Origin of the sequence: Clostridium sp. (assembly GCF_021443865.1) — a bacterium.
Lineage (GTDB): Bacteria > Bacillota > Clostridia > Clostridiales > Clostridiaceae > Clostridium.
In genome coordinates this window covers 16469-37114 of sequence record NZ_JABUTB010000035.1, presented here as the reverse complement: position 1 = coordinate 37114, position 20646 = coordinate 16469, and the positions used below count along the sequence as shown (strand labels likewise).

The window sequence follows — 20646 nt, the reverse complement described above, 5'->3', positions numbered from 1 at the left end:
TATGTTTGTAAAAAAATAAGTAATATTCTTTATATGAATATTACTTATTTTTCTTTATTTTTCAATTTCCCATTAATTTTTTAACTTGATTGTAGTAATCCTCTATTCTAATTAATATTTCACTATCTTCTGGAATCTTTGCCACTTCAGATAATGATCCTTTTACTCCCTTACTTTTTATTAGGCTTTGTAACTTTACACTCTGCTCATCCTCCTCATTTTTATAATGCATAGCTGCTCCAACACCTAGTAATAAGTTTTCAGAGTCTATATTATATGACCTAGCAGTAATTAAAGGCTTTATTAATCTATCATCTTTATTAAGCTTTCTTAAAGGTTCTCTTCCTACTCTTGCAACATCGTCTTTTAAATAAGGGTTTCTAAATCTGCCTATTATCTTATCTATATATTTAATATGCATTTCTCTATCAAAACCATATTTGGCAATTAAAGCTTCTCCGCTTTCTATCATAGCTTTTCTTACAAAGGTATATATTTTTTCATCATTTATACTTTCATCTATGGTCTTATATCCTTTAAGATACCCAAAATATGCTGTTATAGCATGTCCAGTATTTAAAGTAAATAATTTTCTTTCTATATATGCTACTAAATTATTTACTAAATTCATTCCTTCTATATTAGGAATTTCTCCTTTAAAGGCATCTTTTTCTACATTCCATTCATGGAATTTTTCAACAACTACATCAAGAATATTTTCACTTTTCACAGGAGGAACTATTCTATCAACTGAGCAATTAGGAAAACCAATATACTTATCTAAATATATTAACTCTTCGTCATTTAAATATTTCTTAACTTCATCCTTAAGTTGAGAACTTGCATTTACAGCATTTTCACAAGCAATAATATTTAAGTATTCTTCAATCCCCACTTCTTTTCTACCTTTAATTCCTTCTGCAATTGTACTTGCTATCTTAGGTAAAACTAATGGACCTACAGCTGTTGTAATTATACTGGCAGCCTTAATTTCCTTTAATATTTCATTACTTGTTGATAGTACTCCACTTATATTGTTAACTTTTTCTATATCACATTGAACATCCATAATTTTTATTGTGTATTCTTTATCTTCATTTATTTTATTTATTACTTCCTTATTTACATCAGCAAAAACTACATTGTATCCTGACTTAGATAGTAGTGCTCCAATAAATCCTCTTCCTATATTTCCTGCTCCAAATTGTATAGCCTTCTTCATAATAACTCCTCCTTATTTCTGAAATACTTCTAGTATCTCATCTTCACTTTTAGTATTTTTAAGTCTTTCTACTAATTCAATATCTTCTAATGAAATTGCTATATTAGATAATATCTCTATATGCTCATCACCAACTCCAGCTATTCCTACAACTAGATATGCAAGTTCTTCTCCAAAATCAACACCATTTGGATATTGAAGAACTACTATACCTGAGTTCTTTATTTCTCTCTTTGCTTCTCCTATACCATGTGGAATTGCGACTCCCATTCCTATATAAGTTGATACTACTCTTTCTCTTTCTAGCATTGCTTCAACATAGCTTTCTTTTACATATCCACCCTTTACTAATAGGTTTCCAGCTCGTTTAATTGCTTCTTCTTTACTTTCACTTTCTAGTCCAAGTATTATGTTTCTTTCTGACAATATTGGCAGTTTATTATTTTCTTCTTTTATATTTAAATTATCTTTTCTTTGCATTTTTTGTCTTAATTTTTCTAACATATTATTCTCAAACCTTTCAAATAATTTATCTATTTTTTTATCACTCAAGAAATCGTCTATAAATATATGCTCTGCATTGGGTGAATTTCTTTTTGCTCTATCAACTAACTTTATATGACTTATTACTAAATCAGCATCTTCTGGTATATTATCTACTGATGAGTTAGTTACTTCTATTCTCAAGCCTAATTTCTTAATTCTTTTTTTAAACCTTGTGGCTCCCATAGCACTTGAGCCCATTCCTGCATCACAAGCAAATACTATTTTCTTGATTTCGTCATTTTCAATCATACTCACTTCTATATTTTCCTTTTTTGTTTCTTCTTTCTTTACCTCATTATTTTTAGATGCCATCTTTATAAATGGTATTGCAATAATAAATGAAACTGCTGATGCTACTATTACTCCAACTAACATTTGAAAAATTCCTCCTTTTGGTGATAAAGCTATTAATGCAAATATGCTTCCTGGTGATGGTGTTGAAACTAAACCTGCTTCTAATATAGAAAAGGTTACGGTTCCTGCTATCCCTCCTGAAATTACTGCTAGTAATAAGAGTGGATTCATTAGGACATATGGAAAATATATTTCATGAATCCCACCTAAAAAGTGAATTATCCAAGCTCCAAATGCTGATTGCTTTTCTGTTCCCTTAGCAAATAGCATATATGCTAAAATAATTCCAAGCCCTGGCCCTGGATTAGCCTCTAATAAAAATATAATTGATTTACCAGCTTCTTTTGCCTGTTCAATCCCTATTGGAGATAATACTCCGTGATTTATAGCATTATTTAAAAATAAGATTTTGGCTGGTTCAATAAAAATTGAGATAAATGGAATATACCCCTTTGATATAATAACTTCTGCACCATTTCTCAAAAAAATTGTTATTCCAGAAATTATTGGCCCAACTGTTAAGAAAGCTATTAGTGCTAGAATCATACTGATTATTCCCATAGAGAAATTGTTAACTAGCATCTCAAATCCAGCTGGAATTTTATCTTCTATTAAATTATCAAAACTCTTTATTACATAAGCAGATAATGGTCCAATTATCATTGCTCCAATTAAAATAGGAACATCTGATCCAACTATCATTCCCATGGTTACTATTGCTGATATAAGCCCCCCTCTGTAGCCTGCAATAATATTTCCACCCTTTATTCCAACTAGTAAAGGTAGTAAATATTTAATCATTGGCTCTATCAATGCTGCTAAGCCTTCGTTTGGAAACCATCCTTTTGGAATAAAAAGTGCTGTCATAAATCCCCAAGCAATAAATGCTCCTATGTTTGGCATAACCATGGAACTTAAGAATCTACCAAACACTTGAACTTTAGCTTTAATCACTTCTTATCCCTCCAAACTCATCTGTATTTTTTTTATGAAAATTTCCTTTAATATTTTTTCAACTCTCTTAGAAACTTCTTTACTATTTTCTTCATTTAAGCTTCTAAAGAAATCTTCATCCTCAATAACCGCTCCATTTATTTTGCTTATAAGCTGTGAAGTAATTTCTTTAGGATTTTCAGGTATTATTGATACTAAAGAACCACTAATTAACCCCCTCTCATTACTTAAATTAGTAGTTGTTTTTAAATATCCAAACCTACCACTATCTAAACATTTACACTTGCAGTGTAAAAGCAATATTCCTAAGTCTTCTATATAGGTACTATTAATCTTTTCCCTACTTAACAGATTCGTTTTTATTTCTTCAGCTTCATTTATATTTTCAGTAAATAAATAACTAGCTTCATTTATAAGTTCGTCCACATTATTAACATTTTTTATTTCTTTTATTTGCACATTATCAACTATAGATAAAATTTCATTACCTATTTCTGTAATTTCTCTTATTCCTATTTTTTTGTTATTAATATCTACTTTTTTTATTATATTTTTATATTTCTTTTGCTTAAGTACTTTTCTAAAGTTATCCTGTAATACTGCTTTGTCCTGTATAGATAATATTGGATCAACGCAAATATTTTTAAAATCTATTTCTAATGGTACTGTGGATACTATAATATCTACTTGATCTTCTTCTAGTCTATCTTCATTAATATTTATTGCAGAAATTGTATCTACAACAGTCACATTATTAAATTCTTTTTCAAGTATTGCTGCTAATAAGCTTGATGTTCCTATACCTGTTGGACAAGAAATTACAACTCTAATTTTCTCTTCAAAGCCTTTTTTGTAAATAGCTGCTGCTATATGCATTGTAATATATGCTATTTCAGGATCTGGTATTTCTTCATTTTTAGTACTAACTTTTAATATCTCGCAAGCTTTTTTGGTAGCAATGTATTCCTTAGGATATTTTTGTTTAATATTCTTTAATAAAGGATTTCTAATATTCATTTTCATCTTCAATCTATTTATTGCTGGGACTAAATGATTTGTAAGATCCTTTAAAAGCTTTTCATCATCCATTAAATAAACATTTAATTCTTTTTCTATTGCTTCAATTATTTTTATTGAAATACTCTTAACATCAAGATTAGCTATATCATTCTCTAGTTCTGAAATAGAATTTAGTCTAAGCTTAGCTCCCTTTAGATGCATTGTTATATATCCAATTTCATCTACTGGAATTTCTATATTGAACTTTTTCTCAATATTTTTTACTAGTTTTTCGCCTATTTCAAACTCTGGTAACTTAGACAATTCATCTAAAACATCTTTATCCATTTTTATATTTTCTTTATTTTTTATTCTTTGAATTGCTAAAGACAAATGAACTACTAAACCTATATAAGCGCTATCCACAAGCTTAATATCATTTTCTTTTTCCAATCCTCCAACAATTTCTTCAATAGCCTTAATAATAGATTTATCTATAAAGTTTAAAAGTCTATTTTCTATTGAAAATTCTACTACTCCGTTATCTCTATCTGTCATCAAGGAGCCTTTTAGAAGATTAATCAATTCTTTTTCCTCTAGGGTATCATATAGGATATTAGTTAAAGCCTTCCTATAATCATTTTCTTTACCTTCAACATATATTCCTAGTCCTGGTTTTCTAACTAATTTTATATTAAATTTTCTTAGCCATTCTTCTATACTGTCTAAATCATTACTTAAGGTGCCTTCTGAAACCTTTAAAAGTGATGTAAAGTAAAATAATTTAATTGGATCTTGTGAAATAAGAAGTTCACTAATCACTATTCTTTTTCTTTCTTCCTTCGAGTACTCTTTTTCAATTTTTTCTATTTCTAGTAATTCTAATATTAACTTTTGATTTTCTAAGCTTTCATCAATTACTAAACCTACTCCTGGCTTTTTAATAAATTTAAATTCATTTTCTTCTAACCAAGCTTCTATCTTAGGCATTTCTCTAAGTACAGTTCTTGAACTTATTGATAACTTCTGTGCTATTGAAGCTGTGGTCAATGGATTTGCAACTGTAGATTTAGTTAATATCTTAATTATTTCTTTCTGTCTAGAGTTTAGTTTTTTAGTTTTCATATTAAACCTCTCCAATAATGACATTTTTGATTACTCAACTCCTTATACCTTTATTTTAATCCTTGATATATCTTAACTCAATTTAATCATCCACTATAATTGTCTTAATTAGATAGTGACATTTCTAAACAGTTCTGTAATTTTTAATTTAATTATATCAAAAAAGATTTTATTTCTTGAGATTGCTATTAATATAACAGTCTTTACAATAAAGGTATTTTAATGTAGTAATCTTTTTATAATTACATAGATAATAAAGAAAAGGCGTAAAATTATTACGCCTTTTCCAGTATTATTAAATCTATTTTGTTGTACCAGCTAGCTCTTTACTTGCTAATCTGTCATATAGTGCTTGTATATTATCATCTGCTAAAAAGTTTTGAATTCCAATAACTTCTGAACTTGGTGAAGATTTTTTAGCTCTTTCTATTAAAGTATTATGAGTAACTATAATATCAGTATTGCTAGGTATTTCATCAACTGATGCATGAACAACTTCTATTCCAAGTCCTAATTCTTTAATTTTATTTCTAAATCTTGAAGCTCCCATTGCACTTGATCCCATTCCAGCATCACAAGCAAAAACTATTTTCTTAATGCTTGATTTATTTATATTTTTCATTTCTTTTACTTTTGCTTTTGCTTCTTCAAGATTTTCTTCTTTTCCACTTTTTGCAGCTCTCTTAACAAATGGTGCTGCTACTAAGAATGAAACTACTGTTGCTACTAAAACTCCAGCTAAAACTGGTAATAATCCACCCTTTGGTGACATTGCTATTAATGCAAATATACTTCCTGGTGAAGGAGTTGCTACAAGACCAGCTCCTAAAACTGAGAATGTTAATATACCTGACGCTCCTCCAGCCATTACAGCTAATATAAGTGCTGGATTCATTAATACGTATGGGAAGTAAATTTCATGAATACCTCCAAGGAAGTGTATTATAACTGCTCCTGGTGCAGATTGCTTTACAGCACCCTTACTATACATCCAATAAGCTAAAAGAATACCTAATCCTGGTCCTGGATTTGCTTCTAATAAGAACATTATTGACTTTCCTGCTTCTTGAACTTGTTCTATTCCTATTGGTCCTAAAATTCCATGATTAATTGCATTGTTTAAGAATAAAATCTTACCTGGCTCTATAAATATTGAAACTAAAGGTAATAATTTCATTGAAACTAACCATTCAACACCTGATTTTAAGAAACCTGTTAAAACAACAACTACAGGTCCTATTGCAAAAAATGCAAGTATAGCCATTATCATTCCTAAAATACCGATTGAGAAGTTATTTACTAGCATTTCAAATCCTGCTGGTACTTTTCCGTCAACAGCTTCGTCAAACTTCTTGATTACAAAGCCTGCTAAAGGTCCCATTATCATTGCTCCAATAAACATTGGAATTTCTGATCCAACAATAACTCCCATAGTTGCTACTGCTCCAATAACTCCGCCTCTTGCTCCTGCAACCATTTTACCGCCAGTAAAACCAATTAATAAAGGTAATAAGTAAGTTATCATAGGACCAACTAAAGTTCCTAATGATTCATTTGGTGTCCATCCTGTAGGAATAAAAAATGCTGTTATAAGTCCCCAAGCTATAAAAGCTCCAATGTTAGGCATTACCATACCACTTAGAAATTTACCAAATCTCTGCATAGTATCTTTTGTAGTAGTTTTAGAATTTGCCATTAAATTCCCCTCCATTTATTTTATTTCTATTTTTGTAAACTTTTACTTTGTAATCTCATTATATTTAACACCACTACTTAATTCAATTTGAAGAAACCTTCCTTTTGTCAACTAACATTAGTGACAAATTTGCCTGTATAGAAATATAACTATTTTTATCCCTTTATTAGAACAAAATTTATACTGTACTCATTATATATTTACAAAAAAAATATGCATAAAACTGTTACTTACAGCCTTATGCATATTTTAAATCATTTCTTTTAACGCTTTTTTAAATGTCTCATCTTCTAAATCTGAATAGCCCTTATGTATAACTTGATCTATGTCTTCCTTATCAAAAACATAGCAATATTCTTCCCCTAAATACCCCTCTGGATAAAGACATCCTAAATAATCATTTAGCTTTTCACTATTTCCTGAATATATCTTTCTTCCTATTATTATTAACTTTTTATACCCATCTCTTAAAACAACTATTGTTCCTAATGGCAATAAATCCATTTTTTATCCTCCAGATTCTATATATAATTCTATAAATATTGTACTACATATGTTTTTCTTTTTATAGTATATATCACTTTATGAATATCTATAAAAATCAGTATAATAAAAAAGTATAAAATATATTAATTATTGTAGCCTAATTAGTAGAGGCCTTTTAGTTAATATATTTCATACTTTATAAATAAATTTTATTTAGCAATTCCCTACTTAAACGTTTACTATCTTGCTAAAAATACATGTTCAATAATTAAAATTGAACAGCGTAATTGATTCTATCTAAGTTTTCATCCATAAATATATCTTGAAGTGTTATTATATTTCCCCTTAAGTCTACTACATTAGAAAGCTCATATCCCCATTTACAATTATTAAATACATTTAAATCATTACTAGTTTCATTAATAACATAAGGTTCACGTATATTTCCTACTGCTAAAACCAAATTTCCATTAGAATCTTTTTCATCTACTAATATAAACTTTTCAAATTGATTATAATTACTAGGTAAATTATTTAGTGTATATATGCCCTTCTCTATAATATCATCTATAGTATCTTTAGTTGCTTTTAGTATTAATATTTTGTTTTCCCCCATTAAACAGCTTGTTAAACACATACAATCACCTCATCCTTTTTATATCTCCCACATAATTTAATTCTATATATTATATTTTATCAAATATATAATATTTTTTCAAAATGCTATATTCTATTAAATAGGAGATTTTTTTTAATATCATCCTTTATTATTTATAAATATAGTATGCATTATAATATTCTTATTTATTAAATTCAGTAGATTTAAATTTGTATTCTCTCCTACCATTTATTCAAAACTCTTTCTGCAAATGCCAAAAAATTTTTCAAACAAAAATACACACTCTTATATTGCTATAAGAGTGTGCATTTTCCTATATATTAAGCTTCTTTTGATAACTCTTCTAAATCAGCTATTATTACTTTAACTAAGTCTAACTTTCCTTTAGCGTAGTCCTTGTCGTTTAACCAATCAATTCCAAGTTCTAATGCTTTTTCTGTTTCTTTATATTCATTTAGTAGTTTTTTTACTAATTCTTCTCTCATAATACTTCTCTCCTTTAATTACAATCTATTCAACAGTAACAGATTTTGCTAAATTACGAGGTTTATCTACGTCACACCCCTTTTGTTTTGCTACGTAATAAGCTATTAATTGAAGTGGAATTACTGATAAAAGTGGAGTTAATAATTCATGAGTTCTTGGAATATATATTACTTCGTTACAAACTTCACTTGCTTCATTATCACCTTCAATAGCTATTGCTAAAACCCTAGCTCCTCTTGTAATAACTTCTCTAATATTACTTATCATTTTATCCTTTAGTTTATCATCTGTTAATAAAGCTATAATTGGAGTTCCTTCTTCAACTAAAGCAATTGTTCCATGCTTAAGTTCTCCGCCAGCATATGCATCTGAATGAATATAAGATATTTCTTTAAGCTTTAAAGAACCTTCTAATGCTACTGCATAGTCCATTCCTCTTCCTAAGAAGAATAAGTCCTTAGCCATATAATGCTTTGAAGCATATTTTTGTAATTCATCTTTTTTATCTAATATTAATTTTACTTTATCAGATATTACTAATAATTCTTCCTTTAGAGCTTCCGCTAAATCATTATCAATAATTCCTTTTAATTCCCCAAAGTAAATACCTAAAATGTAAAATGCTACTAACATTGTTTCATAAGCTTTTGTTGATGCAACTGCTATTTCTGGGCCTGCCCAAGTATAAATAACATGATCTGCTTCTCTTGAAACTGAGCTTCCAACAACATTGGTAATAGCAAGAACCTTTGTGCCTACTTTCTTAGCATCTCTTAATACAGCTAAAGTATCTGCTGTTTCCCCAGATTGGCTAACAACTATAACTAATGATTTATCTGTTATTAGTGGATCTCTATATCTGAATTCTGAAGCAATATCAACTTCAACTGGTATCTTAGCTAACTTTTCTATTATAGTTTTTCCAACTAATCCTGCATGATAAGCTGTTCCACATGCAACTATAAATACTCTATCGAAGGTTTCTAATTCTTCCTTTGAAAGATTTATATCATCTAAATTAACTGGTGTATTTCTTAAAACTCTAGATGTTAAAGTATCTTTTATAGCCTTTGGTTGTTCATGTATTTCTTTTAGCATGAAATCTTCATAGCCACCCTTTTCAGCTGCATCTACATCCCAAGTAACATGGTAAATTTCCTTATTAATTTCTTCACCATCTTCTGTTTTAATTTCCACTCCATCATTAGTTAAAATTACAAATTCTTTATCTTCTAATAAATATACTTCTCTAGTATGATTAATAACTGCTGGTATATCAGAAGCTATGAAATATTCATTTTCCCCTAAACCAACTATTAATGGACTATCTTTTCTAACTGCTACTATTTTATCTGGTTCATCTTTACAGATAACCCCAATAGCATAACTACCTTCCATCTTTCCTGTTGCTTTAACTACAGCTTCAAACAAATCACCTTTATAGTAATAATCTACTAAATTTGGTATTACTTCAGTATCTGTTTCTGAATAAAATTCATATCCCTTAGTTTTTAACCATTCCTTTAGTTTTATATAGTTTTCTATAATTCCATTATGCACAACACTAATTGTTGCATTTTCATTTGTATGCGGATGTGAATTAATGTCTGATGGTTCTCCATGAGTTGCCCATCTAGTATGACCTATTCCTATTAATCCATTTAAAGGGCTCTGCATTAAATTATCTTCTAAGTTCTTTAAACGTCCCTTATACTTTCTTACTTTTATTTCTCCATCTTCTAATACAGCTACTCCTGCTGAGTCATATCCTCTATATTCTAATTTAGATAATCCCTCAACTAATATTGGAGATGCTTCCTGTCTTCCTACGAATCCAACTATTCCACACATATTTTTTTCTTCCTTCCATTGTCTATTATTTTTGATTTAAATTTAAAGCCTATAGAAAAAATTGCAAACAAAAAAAATTAAAGCACAATATATTTGCTACAAAATTCATCCTTTGTTTATACTTTAATTTTACATTTTTTCCTTTTATTTTTCAATTATCCTATAAAACTTTGAAGGTTTTAACACCTGGCTAATATTGTGCTGTAAATCACTTTACAGTTTTGTTAGCTGTTAACGGTAGTGTGTATTACCGTGGGGCACCCGCCGAAGTATCGATACTCCCCAACCTCGTCCACTCAAAAGAGCTGTAGCAACAGTTCCTAATTAAAAATGTAGAATTACTGAAAATATATCCATTATAGAAATTTCTTATTTAATTTTACATTTTACATTGTTGGATAGCACATTTGAGTTCTGGCGCTTTTTACTTTTCTATACTCCTTTCTTTAATATTAAGTTATTTAATTTGTAGTACATATTATGCAACTACTCTCAAACTATACACTAATTTTATCATAATTTTTATCAAAATCAACCATTTTAATTAAAATTTATTTATTTTAGCTTATATTTTAAGTTTATTCTTTTATATCTCTATTTTTCTCCTGTTTACTCCTGTTAATAACTATACGTTTAGATGTCTAGACATATTTACAATGCATAATGATCAATATATAATGCATAATTGTTGAAAAAACTTAGCTTAGGCTAAGTTATTAGATTAATTTAAGATAATAACAAATTTGTATTTATTAAGTTACTTAATTTTAAATTAGAATAAATCATTGATTATAAATATATACTAATGTAATAAAATAAAGTACCTTAGTATATCTTTATGTATCACTATTTTAAAGGAGTAAGATATGGATTTGTTTTCAAATTATCCTATATTATTTATACTTTCTATATTTTCAATGTTTTTATCTACATTCTTATTTATTAACATATTAATTTTTAGATCAAAAAATAAAAAGAATAATAATTCTATCATTCCTTTAATCTTTATATTAGGATTAATTTCTTTAATAATAGAAATCATTCTTTTTCTATTACAAGAAACTAAAATAATAATGCTATTTATATTACTTCCAATAGTATTCTTCTCCATCACACTTACCTATCTTAAAGTTAAAAGATAAGTACTATTACAATTATTTATTTAAAGATAATGAACTAGCTATTAATAACTTCTTTAAAATTATCTATTAATTTTAATTTTTCTTGTCTTGATAATTGTTTTATTTCATATTCTCTTTTCATTGCCTCTCTTTTATCTTCAAATGTTTCAAAATAAACTAGCTCTACTGGAAGCCTAACTCTTGTATATTTAGCGCCCTTTCCACTATTATGAGTTTTAAGTCTTTTTTCTAAGGAGGTTGTCCATCCTGTGTATAAAGTATTATCTGAACATTTTAAAATGTATACGTAATTCATTTTTTCTCCTAATCTATAATTATTTTATTTCATTAAATAAATTATAACTTAATAAAAGGCTATCTTAAACTTTTAAGATAACCTTTTTTAATCTTAATTATTTAAATGTATTTTCAATTCTTGTTTTCATTTCTTCTACTTTATCATTGGCTACATCTTTCTTTTCTCTTATTGCTGTATCATATTCATTAAATAAATTTTCCATATCATCTAATGTACTTCTTATAGAAGCATCTTCTACTGTATTTCTTAGATTTGTAAGTTTACCTTTAAATTCTGTACTATATTTATCCCAGTCTTCAGCATTTATATTTTCTACTCCGCCCCCAACTTTTTCATTAAATTCTGTATATAAGTTATTTACAGAAATTCTATGTTCATCCATTGAAGTTCCTTGATTATTTGTTCCATCTGGTGTTCCAGCTCCAGTGGTTCCATTCATTCCATTATTTTCACCCATTCCTGTACCATTGGTTCCATCTGTTACACCTGTACCTGAATTATTATTTGTTGATGGATTTTCTGTGTTATTTCTTCCACAAGCTGCTAGTCCAAAACTACAAGTTATCAACATACCTATTAATAATTTTTTCATTTTTACTCCTCCTCATTTAGCCACATAGTTATTTTCCCTCTAGCTTTAAAAAAATATACTCTTAGCTAAATGTGATATTCTTTGTAACCCTTCAATAAAAAAGAAAAAAAGTTAATTTCCAAAATCCAATTAAGTAATTTCAAAATTAACTTTTAACTATTTTATATTAACTTTTCTATTTAAAATTCTTTACTCTATCTTATCTATTATCTCTTACTGCTTACTTATTAACGACCTAATAAAACTCCAGCTAAAATAGTAATAGCATAAACTAAATTTGTAATAACAAAGTTTTTAACTGCTAATATAAAAGTATCCTTTTTAGTTTGAAGTTTATTAAACTTATTAATATTTCCTTGAACTACTTTTAATACTAATAAAGTTACTAATGAAACTACTGGTAATACTCTAAATACTACAGCAATAAATATAGAAATAAATCCAATGTAGTATAACCATTTAAATACTTTTAATGCATTTTCTTTGCCAATATATATTGGTAGTGTGTATCTTTTATTTTCTATATCTTCATCTATATCGCAAATATTATTTGCAAGCATTATATTTGAGATTCCCATTATTGGAGATATACAGATTATAAATATACTAATTAACTCTATAAAATTCAAATTTATGTTTATATTACTTAATCCATTAATGTTTATACTTAATACACTTGTATCAAATATGTGAATATAAACAGATAAAAATGTTATTATGAAGCCCATAGCAAGTCCAGAAAAAATTTCACCAAAGGGTGTTCTTGAAATAGGAATTGGTCCAAAGGAATATGCTACTCCAATTACAAAGGATATTGCTCCAATTAATAGGACTATAATATTAGTATTTTTAACTAATAATAATCCTAATGCTGCTGCTATAACTAACATTGTATAAATTAAAAATCTAACTGCCTTTGGATTTAAGTTATGACTTACTATTGCATTATGAGTTTCATACCCATAACCTTCTTTTTTAATTGCCTTAGCATAATCCATATAATTATTTATAGCTGTTGTGGTCATATCAAATATTATCATTGATAAAAACATTATAATTGCATTTTTTAAATTAAAATCATCATATCTGTATAAAGCATAAAAAGTTCCTATTAAATATGGAATTACGCTTGCTACTTTTGTTTGTATTTCCACTAGTTTTAAAAAGCTTTTAATATTCATTTGTTTTCCCCCTTATTTATTATTTAAATATTTTAACATAAAATAACGAAAATTATAATCCATATAAAATATAAGAATTCTTACTTAATTTATAATAATTTAACATATTTGCATTAAATGTAATATATGTTATTATTAACAAATTATATTGATAAATTTTTATTTTATAGGGGGCTACAATATGAAATTATCCTTAAATGAATCAATATTTAAATCTATTCCAATTGCAGGAAAGGAACTAATTAACGGAGGCTCTTTCGGATTTGAAGGCGGACTTGTAGCAACTATTGTAATGATCCTATCAGTAATTATTACTCTATCAATTATAAAGAAAAATAACACTGAAGAACTAAATATTGAAGCATATTAAAAAATAAAGGAGCTGTATTACAGCTCCTAATTTATAGTTCTACATTGTGCTATAGCACCTATACCATTAATCTAACTTCTTAGTATCTATCCAGCTCATCATTCCTCTAAGTTCTTCACCAACTTTTTCGATTGGATGTTCTGCTTCCATTTTTCTTCTTGCATTAAACATTGGTCTTCCAACTTGGTTTTCTAGTAACCAGTTCTTTGCAAAGGTTCCATCTTGGATTTCCTTTAATACCTTCTTCATTTCTTTCTTTGTTTCCTCTGTTACTATTCTATCCCCAACCATGTAGTCACCATATTCTGCTGTATCAGATATTGAATATCTCATCATACTCATACCACCTTGATATAGTAAATCTACAATTAATTTCATTTCATGTAAGCATTCGAAGTATGCATTTTCAGGTGCATATCCTGCTTCTACTAAAGTTTCAAATCCAGCCTTTATAAGTGCTGTACAACCTCCGCATAAAACTGCTTGTTCACCAAATAAATCTGTTTCTGTTTCGTCTTTAAATGTAGTTTCTAGAACCCCAGCTCTTGCTCCTCCAATACCATTAGAGTATGCTAAAGCTAAATCTCTTGCAGTTCCTGTTGGATTTTGATATACAGCAATTAAACATGGAACTCCAGAGCCTTCAGTATATGTTCTTCTTACCATATGTCCAGGTCCCTTAGGTGCACACATAAATACATCTACATCTGATGGTGGAACAATTTGTCCATAATGAATGTTAAATCCATGAGCAAATACTAATGCATTTCCTTCTTCTAAGTTTGGAGCAATTTCTGATTTATAAACTTGTGCTTGTTTCTCATCTGGTAATAATATCATTATAATATCTGCTGCCTTTGCTGCTTCTGCAACTGTTGCTACTTCTAAGCCAGCCTCTTCAGCTCTTTTCCATGATTTACTTCCATTATAAAGGCCAACTACAACATCTACTCCGCTTTCATGTAAATTTAAAGCGTGTGCATGACCTTGACTACCATATCCAATTATTGCAACTTTCTTCCCCTTTAATAAATCTAAATTTGTGTCCTTTTCATAATACATTTTTGCCATTTTTCTAACCCCCTATTATTTAAACATCATCTTCGCTTATTATTTCATTAATTGCTGCACCTGGTGCAACCATAGGAAATACCTTTTTATCATTGTTTATTACATAATCTATTACCACAGGTCCTTTATACTCTAAAGCTTCTTTTAATACTGGTACAAGTTCCTCTTTTTCAAAAACTCTATATCCCTTACCTCCAAATGCTTCAGCCACTTTCACAAAATCTGTAGTATTATTTAAAGTTGTAGAAGAATATCTGCCTTCATAGAAGAAATTCTGCCACTGTCTAACCATTCCTAAAGAATTATTATTCATTATTATAACTATTATTGGCAACTTATTTTTAGCTGCTGTAGCTAATTCATTACAGTTCATTCCAAAACTTCCATCACCAGCAATATTTATTACTTGCTTATCCTTTAATGCCATTTGAGCTCCAATTGAAGCACCTAAGCCATACCCCATAGTTCCAAGGCCCCCTGATGATATAAAGGTTCTTGGTGTTTTAAATTTAAAGAATTGAGAAGCCCACATCTGATGCTGTCCAACTTCTGTTGTAAGAACAAAGCTTCCATCATCCAACTCGCTTAGTTTTCTAAATAAGAATTCTGGAGTTAATTCTCCTGTTTCAGATGTTTCTTCCACTTTTAAAGCCTTAAGCTCTCTCATCTTTTCAAGCCATTCTTCATTTTTCTTTTCTTTAAGAAGTGGAATTAACTTTTGAAGAACCATTTTTAAATCTCCAATTACAAAAGCATCTACTTTCACATTTTTATTTATTTCTGCTGGGTCAACATCTATATGAATAACCTTTGCATTTTTAATATGATTTTGATTGCTTATTACCCTATCACTAAATCTTGCCCCAAGATTAATTAATAAATCACATTTACTAACTAATATATTAGAAGCTTTACTTCCATGCATTCCTATCATGCCAGTATATAATGGATGATTATATGGGAATGATGACATTGCCATAAGAGACGTTGCTATTGGAGAATTTATTTTATTAACAATCTCTTTAAGCTCTTCATAAGCTCCTGATGCTACTATTCCTCCACCTGCATATATAAATGGATTTTCTGATTCATTAATTAATTTTGCAACACTTTCTAAGGCTTCCTTTGTTATATGCTTAGTTTTTCTCTCAACTTCCTTAGGAATTATTGGTTCATATATTGCTTTAGCAGCAGTTATATCTTTAGGTATATCTATTAATACAGGCCCTGGTCTTCCTTCCCTAGCTATATAGAAAGCTTCCTTTACTATCTTCTGTAGATCATTAATATCTTTAACAATGTAATTGTGCTTTGTTATTGGCATTGTAATTCCCGTAATATCTACTTCTTGGAAACTATCTTTTCCTAATAATGGCTTAGTTACATTTCCTGTAATAGCCACCATTGGGATAGAGTCCATATATGCAGTTGCAATACCAGTAACTAAATTAGTTGCTCCAGGTCCAGATGTAGCTAAACAAACACCAACTTTTCCAGTAGCTCTTGCATATCCATCAGCTGCATGAGAAGCACCCTGCTCATGAGCAGTTAATATATGGGTAATCTTATCCCTATATTTATAAAGCTCATCATATATATTTAAAACAGCACCACCCGGATATCCGAATATGGTATCAACACCCTCATCTAAAAGGGATTTAATTAAAATTTCAGCTCCAGTTATAATCATAAATACCCCCCTTTTCTCAATTAATAATGCACTTCTATCAATGCATAATACACTTTTATCAATGCATAATGCATAATTAATAATGCATAATTATGAAAATTGTAAATTCTAAAAGAATTTAATGCATAATTTTTTAATTCCTTCATTCTTTCATGCCAATTTTGCTTCAGCAAAGAGGCTCTTCATTCTTTCATTTCAATTTTGTGAATGCAAAAGAGAATCTTCATTTTCTAAATTCCGACTCTGGAGGAATTTACTCCTTAATTATGCATTGTGCATTACCCATTATTAATTAACTTACATTATGCATTACGCATTATTCATTACCCATTACTTCAGTATTGCTCCTGTGCTAGCAGAACTTACTAACTTCGCATATCTTGCTAAATATCCTTCAGTTACTTTTGGTGGTAATGGTTTGAAGTTTCTTCTTCTTTCTTCTAAAACTTCATCATCTACTAATAGTTCTAGTTTCCCATTTGGAATATCTATTGAAATAATATCCCCCTCTTCTACTAATCCTATAGTTCCACCTTCAGCTGCTTCTGGAGAAATATGTCCGATAGCGGCACCTTTAGTAGCTCCACTAAATCTTCCATCAGTTATTAATGCTACATATTTATCTAATCCCATTCCTGCAATTGCTGATGTTGGTGATAGCATTTCTCTCATACCAGGTCCACCCTTAGGTCCTTCATATCTAATTACTACTACATCACCTTTAACTATTTTCTTAGATAAAATTGCTTCTATTGCATCTTCTTCTAAATCAAATACTCTTGCTGGACCCTTATGAACTAGCATTTCTTCTAATACTGCTGACTTCTTAACTACTGCACCATCTACTGCTAAGTTTCCTTTTAATACTCTAATTCCACCAGTTGAACTAAATGGTTCATCTACACTTTTAATTACATTATAATCAAGAACTTCTACTCCCACTAAATTTTCCTTATGAGTTTTAGATGTAGCTGTTACGCAATCTAAATCTAAAAGGTCCTTCTTTGAAAGTTCCTTCATAACGGCTTGAATTCCACCTGCCCAATATAATTCTTCAATATGAGTATCTGAAGCTGGTGCTAACCTACAAAGATTTGGTGTTACTTCTGATACTTCGTTAATCATATCTAGATTTAAATCTACTCTTGCTTCATTAGCAATTGCTGTTAAATGAAGAACACTATTTGTAGAGCAGCCTAAAGCCATATCTACAGTTAATGCATTTCTTATAGATTTTTCATTTACTATATCTCTCGGCTTAATATCTTTAGCTAATAAGTCCATTATTTTCATACCTGCATATTTAGCAAGTCTCATTCTTTCTGAATATACTGCTGGTATTGTTCCATTTCCAGGTAACCCTAACCCTAGAACTTCTGCTAAGCAATTCATTGAATTTGCTGTAAACATACCTGAACATGAGCCACATGTTGGGCATGCCTTATTTTCCATATCACATAAATCTCCCTCTAACATAGTCCCATTCTCAAATGCCCCAACTGCTTCAAACATAGTTGAAAGAGATACATCCTTACCCTTGAATTTACCTGCTAACATTGGGCCTCCACTAATTACTATTGCTGGTATGTTAAGTCTTAGTGCTGCCATCATCATACCTGGTACAATCTTATCGCAATTTGGTATTAATACTAATGCATCAAAAGCATGTGCTTTTACCATACATTCAATAGTGTCTGCTATTAACTCTCTTGTAACTAAGGAATATCTCATTCCTTCATGTCCCATTGCTATACCATCACATACGCCTATTGTTGGAAATACTATTGGAGTGCCTCCAGACATAAGTACTCCCTTTTTAACTGATTCTACTATTTTATCTAAATTTATATGACCTGCTATTATATCATTTTGTGAAGTTACAACTCCTATTAATGGTTTATTTATCTCTTCGTCAGTTAACCCTGTTGCCTTTAGTAATGATCTATGGGGTGCCCTTTGTGGACCCTTTTTTATCACATCACTCCTCATATATTTCACCTCTCACTTATATATTTTTTAATACTAGATTGCCTATCTCACTAGTTCCAACTAGCTTCATTCCGTCACTCATTATATCCCCTGTTCTATATCCTTCTTCTAAAACCTTAACTACTGCCCCTTCTATAATTTTTGCTTCATCTTCTAAATTAAAGCTGTATCTTAGCATCATTGCTGCTGAAAGTATAGTTGCTAATGGATTTGCAATTCCCTTTCCTGCAATATCTGGTGCACTTCCATGTATAGGTTCATACATTCCAAGCTTTCCTTCTCCTAAAGATGCTGATGGTAGCATACCAATTGATCCTGTTATCATACTTGCTTCATCTGATAAAATATCCCCAAACATATTAGAAGTTACTATTACATCAAATTGCTTTGGATCCCTTACTAATTGCATAGAAGCATTATCCACATACATGTGATTAACATAAACTTCTGGATAATCCTTAGCAACTTCCTCTATAACACTTCTCCAAAGTCTTGAAGTTTCTAATATATTCGCTTTATCCACACTTGTAAGTCTTTTATCCCTTTTCATAGCTGTGTCAAAAGCAATTTTAGCTATTCTTCTTACTTCATTTACATTATATCTTTCAGTATCGTAAGCACCTTGTACCCCATTAATTTCTTCTCTGCCTCTTTCACCGAAATATATTCCCCCAGTTAATTCTCTAACTACACATATATCTATACCATCACCTATTATGCTATCCTTTAATGGTGATGCATCCTTTAGTGGTGCATATAATAAAGCTGGTCTTAAATTACAATATAAATTAAGACCTCCTCTTAATCCAAGTAATGCTTGCTCTGGTCTAACCTTTGCATTAGGGTCGTCCCATTTAGGGCCCCCAACAGCCCCAAGTAATACTGCATCAGCCTTTTTGCAAGCTTCTAAAGTTTCATCCGGTAAAGGTGTGCCTTTTTCATCTATAGCACATCCTCCTGCTAATAAATATTCGTATTCAAAAACATGATTAAATTTATCCCCAACACAATTCAAAACATTCATAGTTTGTTCCACAACTTCTGGACCAATTCCATCCCCTGGTATTACAGCTATTTTATATTTCATAATAACCCCCTGATTTATAATTAATAATGGATAATTGATAATGCATAATTTATGAAATAATTCAGGCGAGCTGAATTATGAAACTTTCTAAATTCCTTCGGAATTTATTCATTAATTTTTTCATTCTTTCATGCCGCCTTTGCCTTAGCAAATAGGCTTTTACTTCTTTCATTTTCCAAAACTCCCAAGGAGTTTTCACCTTAATTATGCATTATTCATTGTGCATTACCCATTAATTTTGTGCTTGTTGCTTCTCTTTAATATAATTTACTAGTCCCCCGCAGTTAATTATTCTTTGCATAAATTCTGGAAATGGCTCTCCTTGATATTCTTGATTTTTAGTATTATTTTTTATAATTCCTGTTGTAAAGTCTACTTCAAGCTCATCACCTGCATCTATTGCTTTAACTGCTTCATCACATTCTAATATAGGTAATCCTATATTTATTGCATTTCTATAAAAGATTCTTGCAAATGTGGATGCTATAACACAGCTTACTCCACTTTCTCTTATAGCTATTGGTGCATGTTCTCTAGATGAGCCACATCCAAAGTTCTTATTTGCAACAATAATATCTCCTTTTTGAACATTCTTTGTAAATTCTTTATCTATATCTTCCATACAGTGAGTTGCTAATTCCTTTGGATCAGAGGTATTTAAATACCTTGCTGGAATTATTACATCTGTATCTACATTATCTCCATACTTAAAAACTCTACCTTTTGCTTTCATTGAAAAGCCCCCTTTTTTATAATTAATAATTAATAATGCATAATGTATAATTGTTGAAATAATTCAGGCAAGCTGAATTATGAAAATTTATAAATTCCATAGGAATTTATTCTTTCATTTTTTCATGCCGATTTTGCTTCAGCAAATAGGCCTTT

18 protein-coding genes are annotated in these 20646 nt (G+C 29.6%); 1 reads left to right on the top strand and 17 read right to left on the bottom strand.

Features of this window, described 5'->3' with window-relative positions; all coding sequences use genetic code 11:
* Positions 1 to 61 precede the first annotated feature (61 nt).
* The 12 genes from HUJ77_RS07555 to menA all read right to left on the bottom strand — a co-directional run bounded on the left by HUJ77_RS07555 (position 62) and on the right by menA (position 13551).
* Positions 62 to 1222, bottom strand: a complete 1161-nt coding sequence (locus HUJ77_RS07555; RefSeq protein ID WP_291707969.1) for a mannitol-1-phosphate 5-dehydrogenase — start codon at positions 1220 to 1222, stop codon at positions 62 to 64.
* 12 nt (positions 1223 to 1234) lie between these two features.
* The gene (locus tag HUJ77_RS07550) at positions 1235 to 3076 is read right to left on the bottom strand and encodes a PTS mannitol transporter subunit IICBA (protein WP_366033027.1); all 1842 of its coding nucleotides are present in this window, start codon (positions 3074 to 3076) and stop codon (positions 1235 to 1237) included.
* 3 nt (positions 3077 to 3079) lie between these two features.
* A complete protein-coding gene (locus tag HUJ77_RS07545; RefSeq protein WP_291707968.1) occupies positions 3080 to 5200 on the bottom strand; it encodes a transcription antiterminator in 2121 nt (706 codons plus the stop codon).
* A gap of 301 nt (positions 5201 to 5501) precedes the next feature.
* A complete protein-coding gene (locus tag HUJ77_RS07540) occupies positions 5502 to 6896 on the bottom strand; it encodes a PTS mannitol transporter subunit IICBA (protein ID WP_291707967.1) in 1395 nt (464 codons plus the stop codon).
* Positions 6897 to 7145: 249 nt separating this feature from the next.
* On the bottom strand, positions 7146 to 7400 hold the full coding sequence (locus HUJ77_RS07535) for a DUF4176 domain-containing protein (protein WP_291707966.1): 255 nt from the start codon (positions 7398 to 7400) through the stop codon (positions 7146 to 7148).
* A 250-nt stretch (positions 7401 to 7650) separates the two neighbouring features.
* The gene (locus HUJ77_RS07530) at positions 7651 to 8019 is read right to left on the bottom strand and encodes a hypothetical protein (protein ID WP_291707965.1); all 369 of its coding nucleotides are present in this window, start codon (positions 8017 to 8019) and stop codon (positions 7651 to 7653) included.
* 302 nt (positions 8020 to 8321) lie between these two features.
* Positions 8322 to 8486 carry a hypothetical protein gene (locus HUJ77_RS07525; RefSeq protein ID WP_291707964.1) on the bottom strand — a complete coding sequence of 55 codons (165 nt, stop codon included), beginning with the start codon at positions 8484 to 8486 and terminating at the stop codon, positions 8322 to 8324.
* A 25-nt stretch (positions 8487 to 8511) separates the two neighbouring features.
* Positions 8512 to 10338: a glutamine--fructose-6-phosphate transaminase (isomerizing) gene (glmS, locus tag HUJ77_RS07520; RefSeq protein WP_291707963.1), complete on the bottom strand. Its 1827-nt coding sequence runs from the start codon at positions 10336 to 10338 to the stop codon at positions 8512 to 8514.
* Positions 10339 to 11221: 883 nt separating this feature from the next.
* A complete protein-coding gene (locus tag HUJ77_RS07515) occupies positions 11222 to 11449 on the bottom strand; it encodes a hypothetical protein (RefSeq protein WP_291707962.1) in 228 nt (75 codons plus the stop codon).
* Positions 11450 to 11514: 65 nt separating this feature from the next.
* Positions 11515 to 11775 (bottom strand): GIY-YIG nuclease family protein, encoded by a 261-nt coding sequence (locus tag HUJ77_RS07510; RefSeq protein WP_291707961.1) that lies wholly within the window; start codon positions 11773 to 11775, stop codon positions 11515 to 11517.
* 97 nt (positions 11776 to 11872) lie between these two features.
* Positions 11873 to 12370: a hypothetical protein gene (locus HUJ77_RS07505; RefSeq protein WP_291707960.1), complete on the bottom strand. Its 498-nt coding sequence runs from the start codon at positions 12368 to 12370 to the stop codon at positions 11873 to 11875.
* A 227-nt stretch (positions 12371 to 12597) separates the two neighbouring features.
* The gene (gene menA, locus HUJ77_RS07500; RefSeq protein ID WP_291707959.1) at positions 12598 to 13551 is read right to left on the bottom strand and encodes a 1,4-dihydroxy-2-naphthoate polyprenyltransferase; all 954 of its coding nucleotides are present in this window, start codon (positions 13549 to 13551) and stop codon (positions 12598 to 12600) included.
* A gap of 181 nt (positions 13552 to 13732) precedes the next feature.
* Between menA and HUJ77_RS07495 the strand changes: the two genes are divergently transcribed.
* Positions 13733 to 13921, top strand: coding sequence for a hypothetical protein (locus tag HUJ77_RS07495; protein WP_291707958.1), 189 nt, complete (start codon positions 13733 to 13735; stop codon positions 13919 to 13921).
* Positions 13922 to 13987: 66 nt separating this feature from the next.
* Here HUJ77_RS07495 and ilvC read toward each other — a convergent pair whose 3' ends face one another.
* The 5 genes from ilvC to leuD all read right to left on the bottom strand — a co-directional run bounded on the left by ilvC (position 13988) and on the right by leuD (position 20491).
* Positions 13988 to 14992 (bottom strand): ketol-acid reductoisomerase, encoded by a 1005-nt coding sequence (gene ilvC, locus HUJ77_RS07490; RefSeq protein WP_291707957.1) that lies wholly within the window; start codon positions 14990 to 14992, stop codon positions 13988 to 13990.
* A 19-nt stretch (positions 14993 to 15011) separates the two neighbouring features.
* A complete protein-coding gene (gene ilvB, locus HUJ77_RS07485; protein ID WP_291707956.1) occupies positions 15012 to 16682 on the bottom strand; it encodes a biosynthetic-type acetolactate synthase large subunit in 1671 nt (556 codons plus the stop codon).
* A 330-nt stretch (positions 16683 to 17012) separates the two neighbouring features.
* The gene (ilvD, locus tag HUJ77_RS07480; protein WP_291707955.1) at positions 17013 to 18671 is read right to left on the bottom strand and encodes a dihydroxy-acid dehydratase; all 1659 of its coding nucleotides are present in this window, start codon (positions 18669 to 18671) and stop codon (positions 17013 to 17015) included.
* Between the two features lie 16 nt (positions 18672 to 18687).
* Complete coding sequence (gene leuB / locus HUJ77_RS07475; RefSeq protein ID WP_291707954.1) at positions 18688 to 19758, bottom strand: 3-isopropylmalate dehydrogenase; 1071 nt, start codon at positions 19756 to 19758, stop codon at positions 18688 to 18690.
* Between the two features lie 232 nt (positions 19759 to 19990).
* The gene (gene leuD, locus HUJ77_RS07470; protein ID WP_291707953.1) at positions 19991 to 20491 is read right to left on the bottom strand and encodes a 3-isopropylmalate dehydratase small subunit; all 501 of its coding nucleotides are present in this window, start codon (positions 20489 to 20491) and stop codon (positions 19991 to 19993) included.
* Positions 20492 to 20646 lie beyond the last annotated feature (155 nt).

Coding starts and splice junctions, on each gene's coding strand:
- HUJ77_RS07535 (WP_291707966.1), bottom strand. CDS start 7,400: ATGGATTTATTGCCATTAGGAACAATAGTTGTTTTAAGAGATGGGTAT.
- HUJ77_RS07510 (WP_291707961.1), bottom strand. CDS start 11,775: ATGAATTACGTATACATTTTAAAATGTTCAGATAATACTTTATACACA.
- leuB (WP_291707954.1), bottom strand. CDS start 19,758: ATGAAATATAAAATAGCTGTAATACCAGGGGATGGAATTGGTCCAGAA.
- ilvD (WP_291707955.1), bottom strand. CDS start 18,671: ATGAGGAGTGATGTGATAAAAAAGGGTCCACAAAGGGCACCCCATAGA.
- HUJ77_RS07555 (WP_291707969.1), bottom strand. CDS start 1,222: ATGAAGAAGGCTATACAATTTGGAGCAGGAAATATAGGAAGAGGATTT.
- HUJ77_RS07540 (WP_291707967.1), bottom strand. CDS start 6,896: ATGGCAAATTCTAAAACTACTACAAAAGATACTATGCAGAGATTTGGT.
- glmS (WP_291707963.1), bottom strand. CDS start 10,338: ATGTGTGGAATAGTTGGATTCGTAGGAAGACAGGAAGCATCTCCAATA.
- ilvC (WP_291707957.1), bottom strand. CDS start 14,992: ATGGCAAAAATGTATTATGAAAAGGACACAAATTTAGATTTATTAAAG.
- HUJ77_RS07545 (WP_291707968.1), bottom strand. CDS start 5,200: ATGAAAACTAAAAAACTAAACTCTAGACAGAAAGAAATAATTAAGATA.
- leuD (WP_291707953.1), bottom strand. CDS start 20,491: ATGAAAGCAAAAGGTAGAGTTTTTAAGTATGGAGATAATGTAGATACA.
- HUJ77_RS07515 (WP_291707962.1), bottom strand. CDS start 11,449: ATGGAGAAGAATACTATTGGAAGTAATATAAATAGCATTATTATTTTA.
- menA (WP_291707959.1), bottom strand. CDS start 13,551: ATGAATATTAAAAGCTTTTTAAAACTAGTGGAAATACAAACAAAAGTA.
- HUJ77_RS07525 (WP_291707964.1), bottom strand. CDS start 8,486: ATGAGAGAAGAATTAGTAAAAAAACTACTAAATGAATATAAAGAAACA.
- HUJ77_RS07530 (WP_291707965.1), bottom strand. CDS start 8,019: ATGTGTTTAACAAGCTGTTTAATGGGGGAAAACAAAATATTAATACTA.
- ilvB (WP_291707956.1), bottom strand. CDS start 16,682: ATGATTATAACTGGAGCTGAAATTTTAATTAAATCCCTTTTAGATGAG.
- HUJ77_RS07505 (WP_291707960.1), bottom strand. CDS start 12,370: ATGAAAAAATTATTAATAGGTATGTTGATAACTTGTAGTTTTGGACTA.
- HUJ77_RS07495 (WP_291707958.1), top strand. CDS start 13,733: ATGAAATTATCCTTAAATGAATCAATATTTAAATCTATTCCAATTGCA.